16 protein-coding genes and 1 riboswitch are annotated in these 16,560 nt (G+C 56.0%); all 16 genes read right to left on the reverse strand.

Features of this window, described 5'->3' with window-relative positions; translation table 11 throughout:
• Positions 1-19 precede the first annotated feature (19 nt).
• On the reverse strand, positions 20-1,129 hold the full coding sequence (murG, locus tag ULO1_RS07105; protein WP_079933264.1) for an undecaprenyldiphospho-muramoylpentapeptide beta-N-acetylglucosaminyltransferase: 1,110 nt from the start codon (positions 1,127-1,129) through the stop codon (positions 20-22).
• Positions 1,130-1,147: 18 nt separating this feature from the next.
• The gene (gene ftsW, locus ULO1_RS07110) at positions 1,148-2,254 is read right to left on the reverse strand and encodes a putative lipid II flippase FtsW (protein WP_143312005.1); all 1,107 of its coding nucleotides are present in this window, start codon (positions 2,252-2,254) and stop codon (positions 1,148-1,150) included.
• Between the two features lie 6 nt (positions 2,255-2,260).
• Entirely contained in the window at positions 2,261-3,613 is a 1,353-nt protein-coding gene (murD, locus tag ULO1_RS07115; RefSeq protein ID WP_079933265.1) for a UDP-N-acetylmuramoyl-L-alanine--D-glutamate ligase, read from the reverse strand.
• 12 nt (positions 3,614-3,625) lie between these two features.
• A complete protein-coding gene (mraY, locus tag ULO1_RS07120; protein ID WP_078664584.1) occupies positions 3,626-4,597 on the reverse strand; it encodes a phospho-N-acetylmuramoyl-pentapeptide-transferase in 972 nt (323 codons plus the stop codon).
• Positions 4,590-5,975 (reverse strand): UDP-N-acetylmuramoyl-tripeptide--D-alanyl-D-alanine ligase, encoded by a 1,386-nt coding sequence (murF, locus tag ULO1_RS07125; RefSeq protein WP_159446845.1) that lies wholly within the window; start codon positions 5,973-5,975, stop codon positions 4,590-4,592. Before murF ends, mraY begins: the two co-directional genes overlap by 8 nt.
• 5 nt (positions 5,976-5,980) lie before the next feature.
• Positions 5,981-7,462, reverse strand: a complete 1,482-nt coding sequence (locus tag ULO1_RS07130; RefSeq protein WP_079907872.1) for a UDP-N-acetylmuramoyl-L-alanyl-D-glutamate--2,6-diaminopimelate ligase — start codon at positions 7,460-7,462, stop codon at positions 5,981-5,983.
• A gap of 122 nt (positions 7,463-7,584) precedes the next feature.
• The gene (locus ULO1_RS07135; RefSeq protein ID WP_143325426.1) at positions 7,585-9,804 is read right to left on the reverse strand and encodes a stage V sporulation protein D; all 2,220 of its coding nucleotides are present in this window, start codon (positions 9,802-9,804) and stop codon (positions 7,585-7,587) included.
• A gap of 21 nt (positions 9,805-9,825) precedes the next feature.
• The gene (locus tag ULO1_RS07140) at positions 9,826-10,326 is read right to left on the reverse strand and encodes a cell division protein FtsL (protein ID WP_078664581.1); all 501 of its coding nucleotides are present in this window, start codon (positions 10,324-10,326) and stop codon (positions 9,826-9,828) included.
• 28 nt (positions 10,327-10,354) lie between these two features.
• The gene (gene rsmH, locus ULO1_RS07145; protein ID WP_079907870.1) at positions 10,355-11,287 is read right to left on the reverse strand and encodes a 16S rRNA (cytosine(1402)-N(4))-methyltransferase RsmH; all 933 of its coding nucleotides are present in this window, start codon (positions 11,285-11,287) and stop codon (positions 10,355-10,357) included.
• Between the two features lie 20 nt (positions 11,288-11,307).
• Positions 11,308-11,745, reverse strand: coding sequence for a division/cell wall cluster transcriptional repressor MraZ (mraZ, locus tag ULO1_RS07150; protein WP_079907869.1), 438 nt, complete (start codon positions 11,743-11,745; stop codon positions 11,308-11,310).
• 197 nt (positions 11,746-11,942) lie between these two features.
• Positions 11,943-12,347, reverse strand: a complete 405-nt coding sequence (locus ULO1_RS07155) for a bacteriohemerythrin (protein WP_078664578.1) — start codon at positions 12,345-12,347, stop codon at positions 11,943-11,945.
• Positions 12,348-12,416: 69 nt separating this feature from the next.
• A complete protein-coding gene (locus ULO1_RS07160; RefSeq protein ID WP_079933267.1) occupies positions 12,417-13,220 on the reverse strand; it encodes a histidinol-phosphatase HisJ family protein in 804 nt (267 codons plus the stop codon).
• Positions 13,210-14,088, reverse strand: coding sequence for a methylenetetrahydrofolate reductase (locus ULO1_RS07165; RefSeq protein ID WP_078664576.1), 879 nt, complete (start codon positions 14,086-14,088; stop codon positions 13,210-13,212). The genes ULO1_RS07160 and ULO1_RS07165 overlap by 11 nt, the downstream gene beginning before the upstream one ends.
• Before the next feature lie 12 nt (positions 14,089-14,100).
• Positions 14,101-14,346 (reverse strand): methylenetetrahydrofolate reductase C-terminal domain-containing protein, encoded by a 246-nt coding sequence (locus tag ULO1_RS07170; RefSeq protein WP_078664575.1) that lies wholly within the window; start codon positions 14,344-14,346, stop codon positions 14,101-14,103.
• Entirely contained in the window at positions 14,330-15,253 is a 924-nt protein-coding gene (locus ULO1_RS07175) for a hypothetical protein (protein WP_078664574.1), read from the reverse strand. The genes ULO1_RS07170 and ULO1_RS07175 overlap by 17 nt, the downstream gene beginning before the upstream one ends.
• 75 nt (positions 15,254-15,328) lie before the next feature.
• Positions 15,329-15,445, reverse strand: a riboswitch (SAM riboswitch).
• A 65-nt stretch (positions 15,446-15,510) separates the two neighbouring features.
• Complete coding sequence (locus ULO1_RS07180; protein ID WP_078664573.1) at positions 15,511-16,560, reverse strand: hypothetical protein; 1,050 nt, start codon at positions 16,558-16,560, stop codon at positions 15,511-15,513.

Consider the following 16,560-nt stretch of genomic DNA (forward strand, 5'->3'; position numbering starts at 1 on the left):
CCGGTCCACTGCCAGAAAATTAACGGGCTTTTTCCAGTAAAAACTCCATCAGATCCGCTAAAGCCTGCGGTCTCCCCAGCTGGCGAGCAGCTGCCGCCATTTCCTGCAAACGCCGGGGCTGTTGCAATAATTCCGTCAGCAAACTTACCAGCCGCTGGCCATTCAGCTCCCGATCCAGCAGCATGTGGGCCGCTCCCGCCTGGACCAGGGCCCTTGCGTTATATTCCTGATGGTTTTCCGCTGCATAGGGATAGGGCACCAGAATAGCAGGCAGGCCCCGCACCGTAATTTCCGCCAGGGTAGTAGCCCCGGCCCGGCAGAGAATCAGGTCAGCAGCCGCCAGGGCATGGGCCATCTGGTGTTCGTAGGGTTTAATGTAAATATTGCCCTTTTTATAGTTTTCTATACCTAAAACGGAAATTGAATCCATGGTTTCAGCAAAAGTAAGCTCACCGGTTATATGGACTATATCCAGAGGAGGCAAGTGGTTGAGCGCGCGGTAGACCCCCAGCATGGCCCGGTTGATACTGCGCGCTCCCCGGCTACCCCCGGTAACCAGCAGGACCGGGCGTTTGCCCTCCAGCCCCAGATAGGCCAGCCCTTCCTCCCGGCTTACCCGGCTGATCTCCGGCCGCACCGGCAAACCGGTTACCCGGTACTCCACCCCGGCCGGAAGACGGACAGCTGCCTCCGGGAAAGTCAGGGCTACGCCCGCCACCCGCCGGGCCAGCAAACGATTGGCCAGACCGGGAAAGGCATTTTGTTCATGTAAAAGAGCAGGAATTCCGGCCAGGGTAGCCAGGGCCACCACAGGAAAGGAGACATAACCCCCGGTGCCGAGCACCACCTGGGGCCGAAATTCCCTCAGAATTCGCCGCCCCTGTTTTAATCCCCGCAGCAGGCGGGGAGTAAAAGTCAGCAATTCCCGGTTGATAGTGCGCGGCAGTCCCTGTACCTCCACCGTCAGGAATGGAATACCCGTGGGCGGCACCAGTCGGGCTTCCAGGCCCCTGCTGGTGCCCACATAAAGCACCGAGCCGCTGCCAAACCGCTCCTGCCAGGCCCGGGCCACCGCCAGGGCTGGATATATGTGCCCCCCGGTTCCACCACCGGTCACCAGTAGACGCATAGTTTCACCTTCTTTATGTCAATGGTCAAGGGTATAGCGGGAAATATTGAGCAAAAGTCCAATCCCGGCCATTGAAAACACCAGGGAGGTGCCACCAAAACTGATAAACGGCAAAGTAATACCCGTTACCGGCAGAGAACCGGTTACCACCCCGATATTGACCACTGCCTGCAAGCCTACCATTGAAGTCAGACCGGCAGCCAGCAAACTGGCATAGGCATCCGGGGCGGTAATAGCCACCCTTAGCCCTCGCCAGACCAGGATCATAAACAGAAAGATGACCAGGGCCCCGCCCAGAAAACCCAGCTCTTCCCCGATAATAGCAAAAATGAAGTCAGTATGCTGTTCCGGCAAATAGAAATATTTTTGCAAACTCTGCCCCAGCCCCTTGCCAAAAAAGCCACCGGAACCAATGGCATAAAGGGACTGGATAATATGATAACCACTGCCCATGGGATCAGCTTCCGGATCCAGAAAGGCCAGAAAACGCCGCATGCGGTAGGGCTCCAGGACAATGGCCAGCGCCACCGCCGCCAGCCCGCTTAACGCCAGCCCGACCAGCTGTTTATAGGGCACTCCGGCCGCATACAGCATAATATAGACTGTACCCGCCAGCGCCACAGCTGTCCCCAGGTCAGGCTGCAGCAAAATCAGGCCACAGACCAGCCCCAGTACCCCCAGCAAAGGCAATGTGCCCCTGGTAAAGGAATGAAGCTGTTGCCGGGCTGCAGCCAGATAATGGGCGGAAAACAGCACCATACATAACTTGATGGTTTCCGAAGGCTGGAAACTCATAAACCCCAGATTGATCCAGCGCTGTGCCCCATTGACCGTCTTACCCACTCCCGGCAAGAGGACCAGAAGCAGCAGGGCAATGGCCAGAAACAGGGCCGGCATAGTAAAGCGTCGCCAGCGCCAGTAATCCACATTTTGCATGACCAGGAGGGTAATGGTGCCCAGACAGGCCCAGAGGAGCTGTTTTTTAAAGAAGAAAAAGACATCCCCTTCATAACGGTAATAACTGGTTACGGAGCTGGAACTGAAAACCATAACCAGACCAAACACCAGCAGGGACATTACGGCCAGAAAAAGCAGAAAATCGGGCGCCCTTCTCCTGGTATACACGGGTCATTACCTCCTTAAACTGTGAACCAGCTGTTTAAAGAGTTCCCCCCGTTCTTCATAATTGTTGAACATATCCCAACTAGCACAAGCCGGGGATAAAAGGACTACATCGCCAGGCCGGGCGGCGGCGGCAGCCAGATGCACCGCTTCAGCAAAGGTGCTGGCCCGGTAAATGGGACTGACCCCTGCCTCAATGGCTGCTGCTTCAATGGCAGGAGCAGCCTGCCCTACCAGCACCAGCGCCCGGCATTTTTCCTTGATTTTGCGGGCAAACAGACCGAAGTCACTGCCCTTGTTTTTGCCACCAGCAATGAGGACAATCGGCTGCTCATAAGCCTCCAGGGCCTTAATGGCCGCATCAGGATTGGTGCCTTTGGAATCATTAATATACCTTACTCCCTGGATTTCCGCCACAAATTCCAGGCGATGAGGAACTCCGGGGAAAGTTTTCAGGGTCCGGGCCAGATCCGCAGCCTCTATTCCCAGGGCCCAGCCTGCACCCACAGCTGCCAGGGCGTTTTCCAGGTTATGGGCTCCCGGAATGGCAATTTCACTGGCCGGACAGATCACAGTAGTCTGTCCGCCGCTTTTCACCACTACCTGCCCCTCCTCACAGCAGACCCCTTCTTCCAGTCTATGCGTGCGGCTGAAAAATATAACCCGGGCCCGGGTTTGAGCCGCCATTGCCCGCACCCATTCATCATCATAATTGAGGACTGCGAAATCTTCCGGCTGCTGATTGGCCAGGATTTTGGCCTTGGCAGCCGCATAATTTTCCATCGTCCCATGGCGGTCCAGATGGTCAGGGGTGACATTGAGGAGCACCGCTACTCTGGGCCGGAATTCCACTGTAGTTTCAGCCTGAAAACTGCTGACTTCCACTACATAGACCCCATAGTCGCCTCTGGTTTCCGCAATCAGGGGCTGCCCGATATTCCCCGCCACACAGGGCTTTAACCCGGCCTGGCGGGTCATGGCACCAATCAGGGATGTGGTGGTGGTTTTGCCATTGGTGCCGGTAATAGCTACCAGCGGCTGGTTAATGTAGCGGGAAGCCAGCTCAATCTCACTGAAAACCGGTATGCCTTCTGCCATCGCCTCTGCCACAGGTGGAACGGTCAGGGGCACTCCCGGGCTGGGTACCACCAGGTCATACTCCTGTCGGCTTACCCGGGGATAGCTACCAGCCACTACCCTGACGCCTGCCTGTTCCAGTTCAGCAGCCTTCTCCCCCAGTTCCTCCCGGCTCTTGGCATCACAGACGGTCACTCGCGCCCCTGCTTCCCGGGCAAAGCGGGCAACTGCTACCCCACTTTTGGCCATCCCTACTACCAGTATATTTTTATCCAGTAAATCCATGTCTAATCCTCCTTATCCTACCATGCCGGCCAGCCAGAGCAACAGGCCAATAGCACAGGCAATGGCGGCAGCGCTCCAGAAGGTCCGTACTACCCGGCTTTCCGGCCAGCCTCCCAGCTCAAAGTGATGGTGCAAAGGACTCATACGGAAAACCCGTTTACCCGTAGTTTTAAAAGATATTACCTGGATGATGACGGACAGGGTTTCAGCAGCATAAACCGCTCCCAGTACCGGTAACAATAGTTCCGTCCTGGTCACCACTGCCAGTGCGGTTAGCGCTCCCCCCAGAGCCAGGGAACCAGTATCCCCCATAAACACCTGTGCTGGATGCCGGTTATAGCGTAAAAAGCCCAAACAGGCTCCCGCCAGGGCTGCCGCAAACAGGGCTGCCGCTGGCTGGCCCTGACCCGCTCCAATTACCGCATAGGTAAGGGCAACGATAGTAGTAACCCCGGCTGCCAGTCCATCCAGTCCGTCAGTCAGGTTGACAGCATTGGTGGTGCCCACCGCCACCAGCCAGATAAAAAGGGCAAAGAGAGGAAAGGATAGGTCCAGCGGTTGGCCCAGCACCGGCAGCATGATGCGGGGTCCGTGGTCAAGACCATAAGCTGCCATCCAGGCCAGAGCCAGGGCCAGCAGAGTCTGCGCCAGCATCTTCTGTTTGGCCTTGAGGCCCAGGTTGCGTTTCATCACAACTTTTATGTAATCATCAACAAAACCGATCAAGCCATAGCCGATAGTAAACAAGAGCAACACCAGCGTCTCCAGCTGCCAGGGCAAGAGCAAGGGGGTTACCACCAGCAGGCTGACCAGCATCATCAACCCACCCATGGTGGGAGTGCCAGCCTTGGCCTGGTGGGCTTTGGGCCCATCCTCCCGGATATACTGACCGAATTTGAGCCGGCGCAACCAGGGCAAAAAAACAGGCCCCAGAACCAGGGTAAAAAGTGCCGACAAAGCAAAAACCAGTGCAATTTTAACCATTGGCCATAGTCTCCTCCTGCTCCAGTTCTCCGATAATCTTCTCCAATCCCATGCCACGGGAGGCTTTAAACAATATAGTCACTCCCGGCCGGAGCCAGGGCTTTAACAGCCCGGCTGCTCCTTCCCGTCCCGGCAAGGCCCTGATTCGGTCTGCGGCCAGCCCTGCCCTGGCCGCTTCCTCGGCAATCCAGCGGGCCCGGGGGCCAATGGTGAGGAGAAAAGCCAGTCCCATCCTGCCGGCTTCCCGCCCCAGCTGGCGATGAGCCTCTTCCTCGATCGGCCCCAGTTCCAGCATGTCTCCCAGGACAGCCACCTTTTCCCCCGGCTGCCGGGCCAGGATGGCCAGCGCCACCGCCATGGACTGGGGATTGGCATTATAAGCATCATTTCTTATCACCGCACCCTTGATTTCTTTCTTTTCCAGGCGCATACCGGAGAGACGAGCCTGAGCCAGAGCTGCCCCGCTGCGGGTCACATCGCCCCCCAGAGCCCAGACTGCGGCCAGGGCGGCCAGGGCGTTATTGACCATGGCCTCCCCGGGCAGGGGCAAAGTCAGGTCCAGCGGCCCCACTGGTGTTAACACCTGAAAGCGGCTGCTTTCCGCCTCCAGCTGCAGGGAGGTCAACCGAAAATGACAATCTTCCCCCCGTCCATACCAGATCACGTCCCCCTGCCATTCCTGGCCCAGCCGGCGCAAGTAAGGGTCATCCCCCCAGAGAATGGCCCGACCGCCGGCCTTGAGCCCGTAGAGCAATTCCCCTTTGGCCCGGGCGATAGCCTCCCGGCTGCCCAGCAGTTCGATATGGGCATCCCCGATATTGGTGATTATGCCCAGATCGGGCCGGGCGATGTCAGCCAGGGTTGCGATCTGACCCGGCCCCCGCATGCCCATTTCTGTAACCAGAATCTCTTCCTGGCCAGTAAGGCTCAAGATGGTCAGGGGCAGTCCGATTTCGTTATTGAGATTGCCCTGAGTCCCCCGAACCGACCAGCTGGATCCCAGAGCCTGTACCAGCAGATCTTTGGTAGAAGTTTTGCCCACACTGCCGGTGACAGCCACCACTTTCCCGCCCCAGCGCTGGCGAACATAAGCTGCCAGCTGCTGCAGTGCCACCAGGGTATCCTTCACCAGAATCAAGGGCAAGTCCAGGGCCTCTGCCGGCAGGCGGCTGACAATAGCCGCCTCCGCTCCTGCTGACGCTACCTGGGGTAAAAAGCTATGGGCATCATGCTTTTCCCCTACCAGAGCGATGAAGAGCTGTCCCGGCTGGACCCGCCGGCTGTCAGTAACCACCTCGCTGATGACCGTTTCCGGCTGACCGCCCTTTAGTTCTCCCTGGACAGCACTGGCGATTTCCGCCAGAGTCAATGGCAACATGCTCCTCACCCTTTCCGCTGCCATTCTTCCCGCACAACCTGGCGGTCATCAAAAGGCAGCACCTGCTGACCGATAATCTGGTAAGTCTCATGGCCTTTACCGGCTATCAGCACCAGATCGCCAGGCTGGGCCAGTTCCAGGGCCCGGCGAATTCCTGCCCGCCGATCCACAATCTTTTCATAAGGCACATTCCCTCCGGCTTCCCGCACTCCCGGCTCAATCTCATCCAGAATGGCCGCCGCATCCTCGGTGCGGGGGTTATCTGAGGTTATGATCACATAATCACTGTAACGGGCGGCAATGGCACCCATTTTCGGCCGCTTGCCCCGGTCGCGGTCCCCGCCACAGCCAAACACGGTAATCAGCCTCCCCTGTCCGGCCGGTACCAGCTGGCGGGCAGTCCGGCAAACATTATCCAGTCCATCAGGCGTATGGGCATAATCCACGATCACGGTAAAGGGCTGACCGGCCTCCACCTTTTCAAAACGACCGGCCACCCCGGGGACAGCGGCCAGAGCCTGCTTGATTAAGTCCAGTTCATAACCCAGAGCCAGTCCAGCACCAAGGGCAGCCAGGGCATTATAAACATTGAAATCCCCTGTCAGCTGCAACTGGATTTCCGCCTCCCCTCTGGGGGTAACAACCTGGAAACTGACGCCACTGGCAGTAATGCGAGGATGCAGGGCCCTGACCATAGCCCCTTTCTGTCGGCCATAGGTCCAGACCTCCAGACCCTCCCTTTCCGCCAGCTGGCGGAAATAGTCCCCCTGGGCATCATCCAGGTTAATGACCGCAATGCGGCAACGCTCCTTTTTAAACAATAACGCCTTGGCCGCCCGGTAATTTTCCAGAGTGCCGTGGTAATCCAGATGGTCCTGGGTTAGGTTGGTAAAAATCCCCACAGCAAAGTAACATTCATCCACCCGGCCCAGGTCCAGACCATGGGAGGATACTTCCATCACCACATGGCTGGCCCCCCGCTCCACCATGTGTTTCAGGTTCGCCTGCAATTCCAGGGGCAGGGGAGTGGTATTTTCAGCAGGCAAAATCTCCTCCCCCAGACGGTTGTAAATGGTACCCATCAGGCCCACTTTGTGCCCGGCCTGGCGCAGAATTGCTTCCACCAGATGGGTAGTGGTAGTCTTGCCATTGGTACCGGTTACCCCGATCAAGGTCAGCTTGCTGGCTGGATAGCCGTAAAAGCGGGCAGCCAGCGGAGCCAGGGCCCGACGGCTGTCTGGCACTTCAATCCAGGTAACATTTTCCGGCCAGTCTGCCGGTTTCTTCTCCCCCACCACTGCCACCGCTCCGGCAGCCAGAGCCTGAGGAATAAAAGCATGGCCATCCACCCGAAAACCCGGGATTGCCACAAAGAGAAAGCCCGGTTCCACCCGGCGGGAGTCGTGGGCAATCCCCTTTATTTCTACTGCCAGCGATCCTATCACCTGGCTGGTCTTCAGTCCTTGAAGCAGTTCACTTAGAATCACGCTGAATGCCTCCTTATCCGGTCTTGGCAAAGCTTTCCTTAATCTATTATGTATTATTCACTATAAAATAAAATTATAAACTAAAGAGCCGGCGGCAGCAACTCTGTCCACCGGCTCGCTTTTTAATCCTTGAGTTCAGAATCAGGCAAGGTTCCGGCCGTTGGCTGGGTCGGATTGTTCCCTCCACTTCCTCCTTCTGCCGGAGGGCGGAATTTCACCCTGACCACCGTTCCAGCCACCACCTTTTCCCCGGGAGCTATGCTTTGCTCATAGGCCACCCCGCTGCCTTCCGCCTCCAGCCTCAATCCGGTCAAAGCCAGCAAAGTAGCGGCATCCCGCAGGGTTTTGCCACTAACATCCGGTACTGTCACCCTGGTACCCGCAGGCACTTCACCCCGCCGGGTGGAGAGAAGGATTTCCGTGCCCTGGGTGACCACAGCTCCTGCCAGAGGGAACTGGCGCTGGACCACGCCCTGTTCCCCTTCCACCAGCACCTTGAGTCCGGCCTTTTCCGCCAGCTGCCTGGCCTCCGCTACCGGCAGGTTGACCAGGGAAGGCACTTCCACTGCCTTGAGCTTTTCGCCCGTCTGTTTCGGCCGGGATTGCCGGGGTATCAGTTTGGGATCAGGTTTAACCCCGGCATCCAGCTGGGGCATTACCCCCAGATACTTCAGAGTGTCACCCATCACCGCCCCGAATACAGGAGCAGCGATGACCCCACCATAATATTCTCCGCCCTGGGGTTCATCGATCACCACCAGAGCTGCTACCCGGGGGTTATCCGCCGGGGCAAAACCGACAAAGGAAGCCACATACTTGCCAGCCACATATCCCCCTCCAGGCCCGGCTTTCTGGGCTGTACCCGTTTTTCCGGCCGCCCGGTAGCCTTCCAGATAGGCTTTTTGCCCGGTACCACGGGCCACCACGTGTTCCAGGATCCCTCGCAGTTCCCGGGCCGTAGTGGTGGAAATCACCTGCCGCACCGGCTGGGGTGCAAAGGTCCTGACCACATTGCCTTTTATATCCCGGATTTCCTTAACAACCTGGGGTTTCATCAGCATCCCATCATTGGCCACCGCAGCCACTGCGGTAATCAGCTGAATGGGTGTAACAGCATTGGACTGGCCGATGGCCATGGTAGCCAGATCAAGCTGGGTCGCTTTTTTCGGATTGACCAGAATCCCTTCCCCTTCCCCCGGCAGGGAAATGCCGGTGGGCATGCCAAAACCGAAAGCCCGCACGTAGCGACTGAATTTTTCCACTCCCAGCCGCAAAGCCACCTCAATAAAACCCGGGTTACAGGAATTCTGGGCCACTTCCACAAAGCTCTGGCTGCCGTGGCCTCCGGCTTTCCAGCATTTAATCTTTTTTCCCAGCACTTCTTTAAAACCGGGATCATAAAAACGGTCCTGGGGCCGCACTACCCCTTCCTCCAGAGCAGCTGCGGCAGTGATGACCTTGAAAGTAGAACCAGGCTCGTAGGCATCTGCTACGGCAAAATTCTTGGACCACAGTTCATGGGGGAACTTGAAATACTGGTTAGGGTCATAGGTTGGCCGCACCCCCATGGCCAGGATTTCCCCGGTTTTGACATCCATTACTATTATGGCAGCATGAGCGGGTTTGTGCTTTTCCATCACCTTATCCAGTTCCCGTTCCACGAAATGCTGGATAGTCTCATCAATGGTCAGCACCACACTGTTGCCTTCTACCGAGGGATAATAACGGTGGGTAGCCTGGGGAATGGGCCGACCTGCTGCATCATATTCCACCACAATTTTTCCCGGTATTCCCCGTAACTCTTTCTCCAGGGCCGCCTCTATCCCGCCACCGCCGATATTGCCGCGAAACTGAACAAACCCCAGCAAATGAGCAGCAAAACTGCCATTGGGGTAATAACGCAACGGTTCCTCATACAGGGAAATCCCGGGCAGGTTTTTTTCCCGGATTTTCCTGGCTTTCTGGCTGTCGATCTTGTTGGCTATCCAGACAAAACTGGCCTTCTTGCTTAATAGTTTAATCAGTTTTTCTTTGTCCATTTCCAGAATGGGAGCTAGTTCCTCTGCCACCGCCACCGGATCTTTAATCTGGCTTGGAGTCGCTCCAACCGAATCGGCACTGACACTGATGGCCAGCTCTTTACCATTACGGTCATAGATTACACCGCGCTTGGGTTCCAGCTGCACTTCCCGCAACCTGTTTTCCAGCGCCTTATTAGTCAGTTCATCGCCGCGGATGAACTGCAACCAGGCCAGCCGCAACAGCAGCAAAATCAAAATAAGGCCGATACCGGCCATTAAGATGGAAATCCGCCTCCGCATGATAATACCGGTGGCATACACCACGCCCCACTCCTTCGCCGATTAATTGATTCTGGCTTCAGCGGTTCCTTTCTTGATCTGGGCAAAAAATTCCGTTAAAGACTGCTGAATGGTCTGGGCAGCAGAAACCACCGGGGACTTTTTCTCTTTTACAGGTGCGGTATGTACCGATTCCGCCTGGACTGGTGCTGTTACCGCTACCATCTGCGTCCCATCAGGTCTGACCATCCCCAGTTTGGTGGTAGCAATTGCCTCAATCCGCTGCAAAGACTTGAGCTGATCTACCTGCATCTGCAGTTGCTGATTTTCCGCTTCTGCCAGCGCCAGCTGTTTCTGCAACTGGTCCAGCCGGTAGCCGGCCTGAGCCAGCATGGCATAACGATAAGCGGCCACTAATCCTAAAATAAACCCCACCATGACCACCGTCAAGAGCAAAGCGACATTTTCTTTCTTTCTTTTTCTGGCAACCGGTCTTTTTGCGGGCCGTTGTCTGGTCGCCTGCTCGGCATAATGGAAATCCACCCTCTCCTTCGCTACCAACAATTTATTCAACCTCCTGTCCCTCTATGACTTAAATTTTTTCCGCCACCCTTAATCTGGCACTGCGGGCCCGCGGGTTCTCTGCCACTTCCTCCGCCGAAGGCTCAATTGCTTTTCCGATCAGCTTGACTTCCGGCTGTTTTCCACAAACACATACCGGCAACTCCGGCGGACAAACACAGGTCCGGGCCAATTCGGCCAGGGTTTGTTTGGCTATTCTATCCTCCAGGGAGTGAAAGGTGATCACCGCCACCCTGCCCCCGGATTTCAACATCCGCACCGCCTGCAACAGGGCAGAGCGGAAATTTTCCAGTTCATTATTGACAGCTATCCGCAAAGCCTGAAAAGTCCGTTTGGCGGGATGGGGCCCCCCGGTCCTGGCTTTGACCGGAATGGCTCTTTTGATCAGTTCCACTAGCTGTCCGGTAGTTTCTAACGGCCGGTTTGTGCGTTCCCGCACAATCAGGGCGGCAATTTTATTGGCCCAGCGTTCCTCTCCATATTCTCTGATGATCCGGGCGATTTCCGCCTCCGGCCATTCGTTCAGTAAATCACGAGCGCTGATTGGCTGAGTCGGGTCCATGCGCATATCCAGCACGGCATCATGCTGGTAGGAAAACCCTCTTTCCGGCGTATCCAGCTGATAGGATGACACTCCCAGGTCAAAGAGGATGCCATCCACACCTGTATAGCCCAGCTCCTGCAGTTTCTCCTCCAATTTCACGAAATTGGACTGAACCAGGGTTACCCGTTCACCGAATTCTTTCAGCCTTTCCCCTGCTGCCCGGATGGCCGCCGGATCCTGGTCAAAGGCCACCAGTTTGCCAGCGGGCCCGGTTCTGAGCAGTATCTCCTGGCTGTGGCCGCCTCCTCCCAGGGTACAGTCCACATAGACACCCCCTGGTCGCAGGTTCAGGGCCGCCATGCATTCTTCCAGTAACACTGACTTGTGTCGAAACTCCACTGCTGTCAGCTCCTTTGTCCCTAAATTCCCAAATCCAGGTCTACGATTTTTTCAGCAATTTCACTGTAGGAAGCTTCGGCTTCCTGACTGTATTTTTCCCACAGTTCCTTGCTCCATATCTCCACCCGGCTGGAAACCCCCAGGAATACCACATCCTTATCCAGTTTGGCATATTCCCTCAGGTTAGCCGGCAACAGGATCCTCCCCTGCCTGTCCACTTCACATTCAGTAGCCCCGGAAAAGAAAAAACGGACAAAGGCCCTGGCATCAGCCCGGGTGAAAGGTAAGGCTTTCAGCTTTTGTTCTAAGATCTGCCATTCGTTCATGGGGTAAAGAAAAAGGCAATTGTCCATGCCTTTGGTGGCGACAAAGCGATCTCCCAGGCCAGTCCTGAGTTTGGCGGGAATAATCAGCCGGCCTTTGGGATCGATGGTATGATGATATTCCCCCATGAACATCCATTTTCACCCCACTTCGCCACCACAACTAACCACTTCTCACCACTTTACTCCACTATATTCTCTATTCATTGCTTTTTTCCTGCTGCTGGCTGAAAAAAAGTCCCAAAAACTTTTAATCACTGCTACATAAAACAGCGGGTTCCATGCTTTTAGACCGCACAGAACCCGCTGTCCTCAATTAATGTTTTTCTTCTTTACTTCCCTTTTTGCAAAAATTCGCCGATGGCTTTATCCCGTTGACTGATGTGTTCCCGCAACCAGTCCACCACCCGGCGCTGTACCGCAAGAACCACCATGGTAGAAGGACCTTCCCGGTTAAACTGCTCTTTCAGTTTGGCAAAATCCTGAATAAAGGCCTGATGCTGGGCCAGGTGTTCATTAAAAGCGGGATAGTTGTGGCTCTGCATCAGTTTTTCTTCAGCGGTAAAGTGCACCACCACATAGTCTTCGAGAAACTTCAGGATATTGCCCACTTCTTCCTTACCCTTCCCCTGGGACATGGCGGTTAACAGGTTATCAATGCGGCGAAACAGTTCCTGATGTTGCCGGTCAATTTCCGCTACTCCTACCGCCAGGGCTGGCGTCCAGTTTACTGCCATTGTCTTCACTCCCCCCGGTTTTATTAATAATGATTACCATTCGACAGAATTCGTGAATTTCCTCTTTATCTATAGAGGCTGCAAAAAAATTTTTCTTGACTTGAAGAAGGCGATTTCCCGATATCCTACCGCTTTCAACAGGTCTATCGCCTTATCCCAGTTATATCCTACCTGCTCCGGCTTGTGGGCATCGGAACCAAAGGTGACCGGCACGCCAGCCCGGGCGCAGCGGGCCAGAAAATCGGCATCCGGAAACTGTTCCCTGGCCGGTACCCGCCAGCCGGCTGTATTGATTTCCACTGCCACCTGGCATTGGGCCAGGATTGCCACAGTCTCATCATAGAGGCGATACAACTGGCTGGGCCGGGGTGGATCAAACTTCTTAATCAAATCAGCATGGCCGATGATATCGAAAACCCCGGCCAGGGCCGATTCCTGGATCAGGCGATAATATTCTTCCCAGTATTGTTCCGGATCCCGCCGGTTATATTCCTCCAGTTGCCGGGGATCATCAAAGCCCCAGTCATCCAGGAAGTGTACCGAGCCGATGATATAGTCCCAGTCATAACCAGCCAGGGCTTGCAGGAGCCGGGGTTTACAGCCCGGCAGGTAGTCAGCTTCTATGCCAAGGCGGATGGAGATACCTGAATATCTTTGTTGCAATTGCTTAACCTCTGCCACATAGCCGGGTAACTGGGCAAAGGTCATGGCGATTTCCGGATCCCGTTTGGCTTCCGGCAACCAGTACATGGGCAGATGATCAGCAAAGCCTATTTCCGCAAAACCACGGGCCAGGGCTGCCTCTACATATTCTTCCATCCTGCCGCTGGCATGGCCGCAGCGGGCGGTGTGAATGTGATAATCAACCTTCATGTTCTTCTCCCTCCAGACGGGCCAGCAAAGTGGGCAAAGCCCGCAAGGTATTGACCGGCATGATGTGGATACCCGGCACCAGGGTTCTGAGCTCGCGGATGAGCTCAACAGTTATGGCCAGCCCCTCCGCCAGAGGGTCTGTTGCTTTTTCCAGGGCGCGAATCATAGCCGGGGGCACCTGAATGCCGGGAATGTTGGCATTCATAAAATGCGCCATCCGGGCGGAACGCAGTGGTATCACCCCGGCCAGGATGGGGACGCCCAATTCCCCCGCCTCTTGCAGGAAATCCGCCAGGATGCCGGGGTCATAGATGGCCTGGGTCTGGACAAAGGCTGCCCCGGCCCGGATTTTTTTCTGCAGTTTCCAGATCTGCATTTCCCTGAGTTCCGGGGCCGGGTTGACCACCGCCCCCAGAAACAAATCCGGTACTCCCTGCAAGGGTTCACCGTTTAAGGCAAAACCCCGGCGCAAATTGTCAGCAGCAGCCAGCAATTGGACCGAATCCAGGTCAAAAACCGGTTTGGCGCCAGGACAGTCCCCCACCAGCGTATGGTCCCCGGTTAGCAGCAAAAAATTGCGCACTCCCAGAGCTGCTGCCCCCAGGATTTCCGACTGCAGAGCCAAACGGTTGCGATCCCGGCAGGTAAACTGGCAAATAGGTTCCAGGCCAGCCTGAAGCAAAAGAGCGGCCATTGCTACCGGGCTCATGCGCATGACCGCTCGCTGGTTATCGGTGATATTATAAGCTGTAACTTTCTCTTTGATAGCAAGGGCCAGCTCCAGCACTTCCTGAAAAGCAATCCCCCGGGGCGGGGGCAACTCAACCGTTAATACCTGACGCCCCTGAGCCAGTTTTTGCTGCAACAAGGCTACCTCTCCTTATCCGTAGAATTTCAAATTGATGCCCGCATTCGCTGGCAGAGCAACTGCAGCGGTTTTGGCTTTTTGAAAGATCAGGGCCCAGCCGCAGCGGCGGCTGCCCACCTCGCACTGGCCGCCCGGCCTGGTGCCCCCACAGGGCCCGCTGTTCAAGCCTTTGGCACAGGCTCGCACCGGACAAATGTCAAAGGTCTGCTGCTTGAGACAGGTCTGGCAAAGCTGACAGGATTTAGCGGGCTGCGGCATTGCTCTGGCCCCCCCTTTTCTTTTCCTTGCCCCAGGTAGCCAGGCTGATCAACACCGGAGTATCATCCCGACCACAGGCACAGGGGGAAGTGGACCAGATACCTTTGAGCTGGCTGACATATCGGACCAGGGGCCAGGCCTGCAGGCGCAGGCTGGTCAGCAGCAGTCGGTTGCCAGGAGACTGCTGGGCCAGAACATGTTCATGCAACCAGTGGATACTGCCCTTTTCACAGGTAATGGCTGCCGGGAAGGGCAACCAGGCTGGCTGCACCAGAGCCGTTACCTCCCCGTTGCTGATTTGCCGCGCCTCCTGGATGGCCTCCGCCAGGCCCCCTTCTTCCCCTTCCAGCCAGACCAGCAACAGCCGTTTCAGGGGCAGCCCATAGAGGTAAGGCAGTTGCTCCTTTCCCATGATCAGCACGGTGGGTTCCTTGCCCACCAGGGTGGAGGCCAGAGCCCGGGCTTCAATCAACACCGGTAAGGCTCCCAGCCGTTCCAGGGCCGGAACGGCCCAGTCCAGCAGGCCCGGCAGGGGCGGGCAGATTACCACCTTATCCCCTTTGCCGATACCGGCAAATTGAAAGAGAGTCTGGTAGGCCTCAATCCCCTGTTCCTTGTCCTTGCTGGTATAGGGCACCAGCCGGCGGCCACCCCGGCCATCGGTAACGGTGATCAACCCATTCCAGTATTCTTCTTCAGTCAGCTGAATTCCTTCCGGCCAATCATCTATTTCCACCTGGGGCCAGCGGCCAAATACCTGCCAGTCGGTCAGGTCCTTGGGATGGAGTTGCCAGCGATCCCAGAGCTGCCGGTACCAGGCACTGCGGCTGTAAGCATACCAGCAGGTTTCTCTGGCCAGCAACTGTTGCAGCCCCTGAATTTTTTGCCATTGGTTCTGTTTTCTCATCGTCTGCACCCCTTTCCCGAAAACAAAAAATCCTCTCCTGCAGATAAGCAGAAGAGGACATAAATAGCCTTCTTCCTCTTATCTGTCAGGTAAACACCTGCAGGAATTGGCACATTTCCCATCCGTCGTCCCCAACGCATGGGCTGTTGCCGGGTTTCATCGGGCCAGTCCCTCCACCTCTCTGGATAAGAGTACGAATTCCTATGAAATTGTTTACAAAGCTATTTTATGCAGATCAGGGGAAAATGTCAACTGTTTTAGAAAATTTTTTCCGCCAGCTCAGCTGTTATATGGTAAACCTTTTCCGCTGCTGCCACAGACAGGGTTCCTGTGCCACAGCTGGGAGTCAGCCAGCTCCGGGGCAGCACCAGTTCCCGGTCCAGTCCTCGCTGTTCCAGGGCTGCCAGCACTTCCTGCCAGCGGGCCAGCAGGGACTCTGCGGTCTCAGTCTCAATCCGGGGAGAAGTGGGTACCAGTCCCCAGGCCACTTCCCCACCTCGCTGGAAATAGGCCTGCAAAGCCGGTATATGTACCAGCAAGGAGGTAAGATATTCATAGGCATCAAAGAAGAGAATATCCAGCGGGCATTCCATCACCATGGACCAGTCCGTACCGGCACAGCAATGCAGACCGGTTCTTCCGCCCTCGGCCTTGATGGCAGTCATAACCGTGGTCAAATCCTCCTTGATGCCTTCCCGGGTCAGGGTAATGTGGGTGGATAGCCCTAGAGCATAGATACCTGGATCATCCACCGAGACTATTACCGGCAACCCCGTTTCTTCCCGCAAAAAACGGGTCTGCCAGCGGGCTCCCATTTCACAGGCCTTCAGGATCACGTCCCTCAACTGCTCATCATAGTAAGCCGCCCGGCCATCGGGTTGCAAGAGCTGAAAGCCGATGGTAATGGGGCCACTCAGCTGGCCTTTTACTCCCTGGGCCTGCCAGTTGCCAGCCTGAATGGAACGGACCAGGGCGTAAAGGCCGCTGGCACTTGCTTCCGGCAGGGCAAAAGCGGCCAGAGCCCTGCTCTCCCCCTCCTGAGCTGCCAGGTAAAGTTCGTAGAAATCCGCCAGACGCAGGGCAAAATCTTCCCCGTCGGTAGCAAAAACCAGTTTTGTACCTCTTTTTTCTACCAGACCCAGTTGGATGAGCGGGGAAACATACTGGGGTACAAACTCCTCCTGCCAGCCCCGGGCGGGAAATTGCGGCCAGTGCGGCCAGTCTCCCATATATTTTTGGATTAATGCCAGTCCTGCTTCAATCTCCTGATGGGGCAAACTGCCGATTCCTGTTACTTTTACTGCCAT

Source organism: Carboxydocella sp. ULO1 (assembly GCF_002049255.1).
Classification (GTDB): domain Bacteria; phylum Bacillota.

What these genes read in the sequence shown, in the direction of transcription:
- ULO1_RS07160 (WP_079933267.1), bottom strand. Translation starts at nt 13,220, where the DNA reads ATGAAGGTTGATTATCACATTCACACCGCCCGCTGCGGCCATGCCAGC.
- murF (WP_159446845.1), bottom strand. Translation starts at nt 5,975, where the DNA reads ATGTTGCCATTGACTCTGGCGGAAATCGCCAGTGCTGTCCAGGGAGAA.
- ULO1_RS07175 (WP_078664574.1), bottom strand. Translation starts at nt 15,253, where the DNA reads ATGAGAAAACAGAACCAATGGCAAAAAATTCAGGGGCTGCAACAGTTG.
- mraY (WP_078664584.1), bottom strand. Translation starts at nt 4,597, where the DNA reads ATGGTTAAAATTGCACTGGTTTTTGCTTTGTCGGCACTTTTTACCCTG.
- murG (WP_079933264.1), bottom strand. Translation starts at nt 1,129, where the DNA reads ATGCGTCTACTGGTGACCGGTGGTGGAACCGGGGGGCACATATATCCA.
- murD (WP_079933265.1), bottom strand. Translation starts at nt 3,613, where the DNA reads ATGGATTTACTGGATAAAAATATACTGGTAGTAGGGATGGCCAAAAGT.
- ULO1_RS07180 (WP_078664573.1), bottom strand. Translation starts at nt 16,560, where the DNA reads ATGGCAGTAAAAGTAACAGGAATCGGCAGTTTGCCCCATCAGGAGATT.
- mraZ (WP_079907869.1), bottom strand. Translation starts at nt 11,745, where the DNA reads ATGTTCATGGGGGAATATCATCATACCATCGATCCCAAAGGCCGGCTG.
- ULO1_RS07155 (WP_078664578.1), bottom strand. Translation starts at nt 12,347, where the DNA reads ATGGCAGTAAACTGGACGCCAGCCCTGGCGGTAGGAGTAGCGGAAATT.
- ULO1_RS07170 (WP_078664575.1), bottom strand. Translation starts at nt 14,346, where the DNA reads ATGCCGCAGCCCGCTAAATCCTGTCAGCTTTGCCAGACCTGTCTCAAG.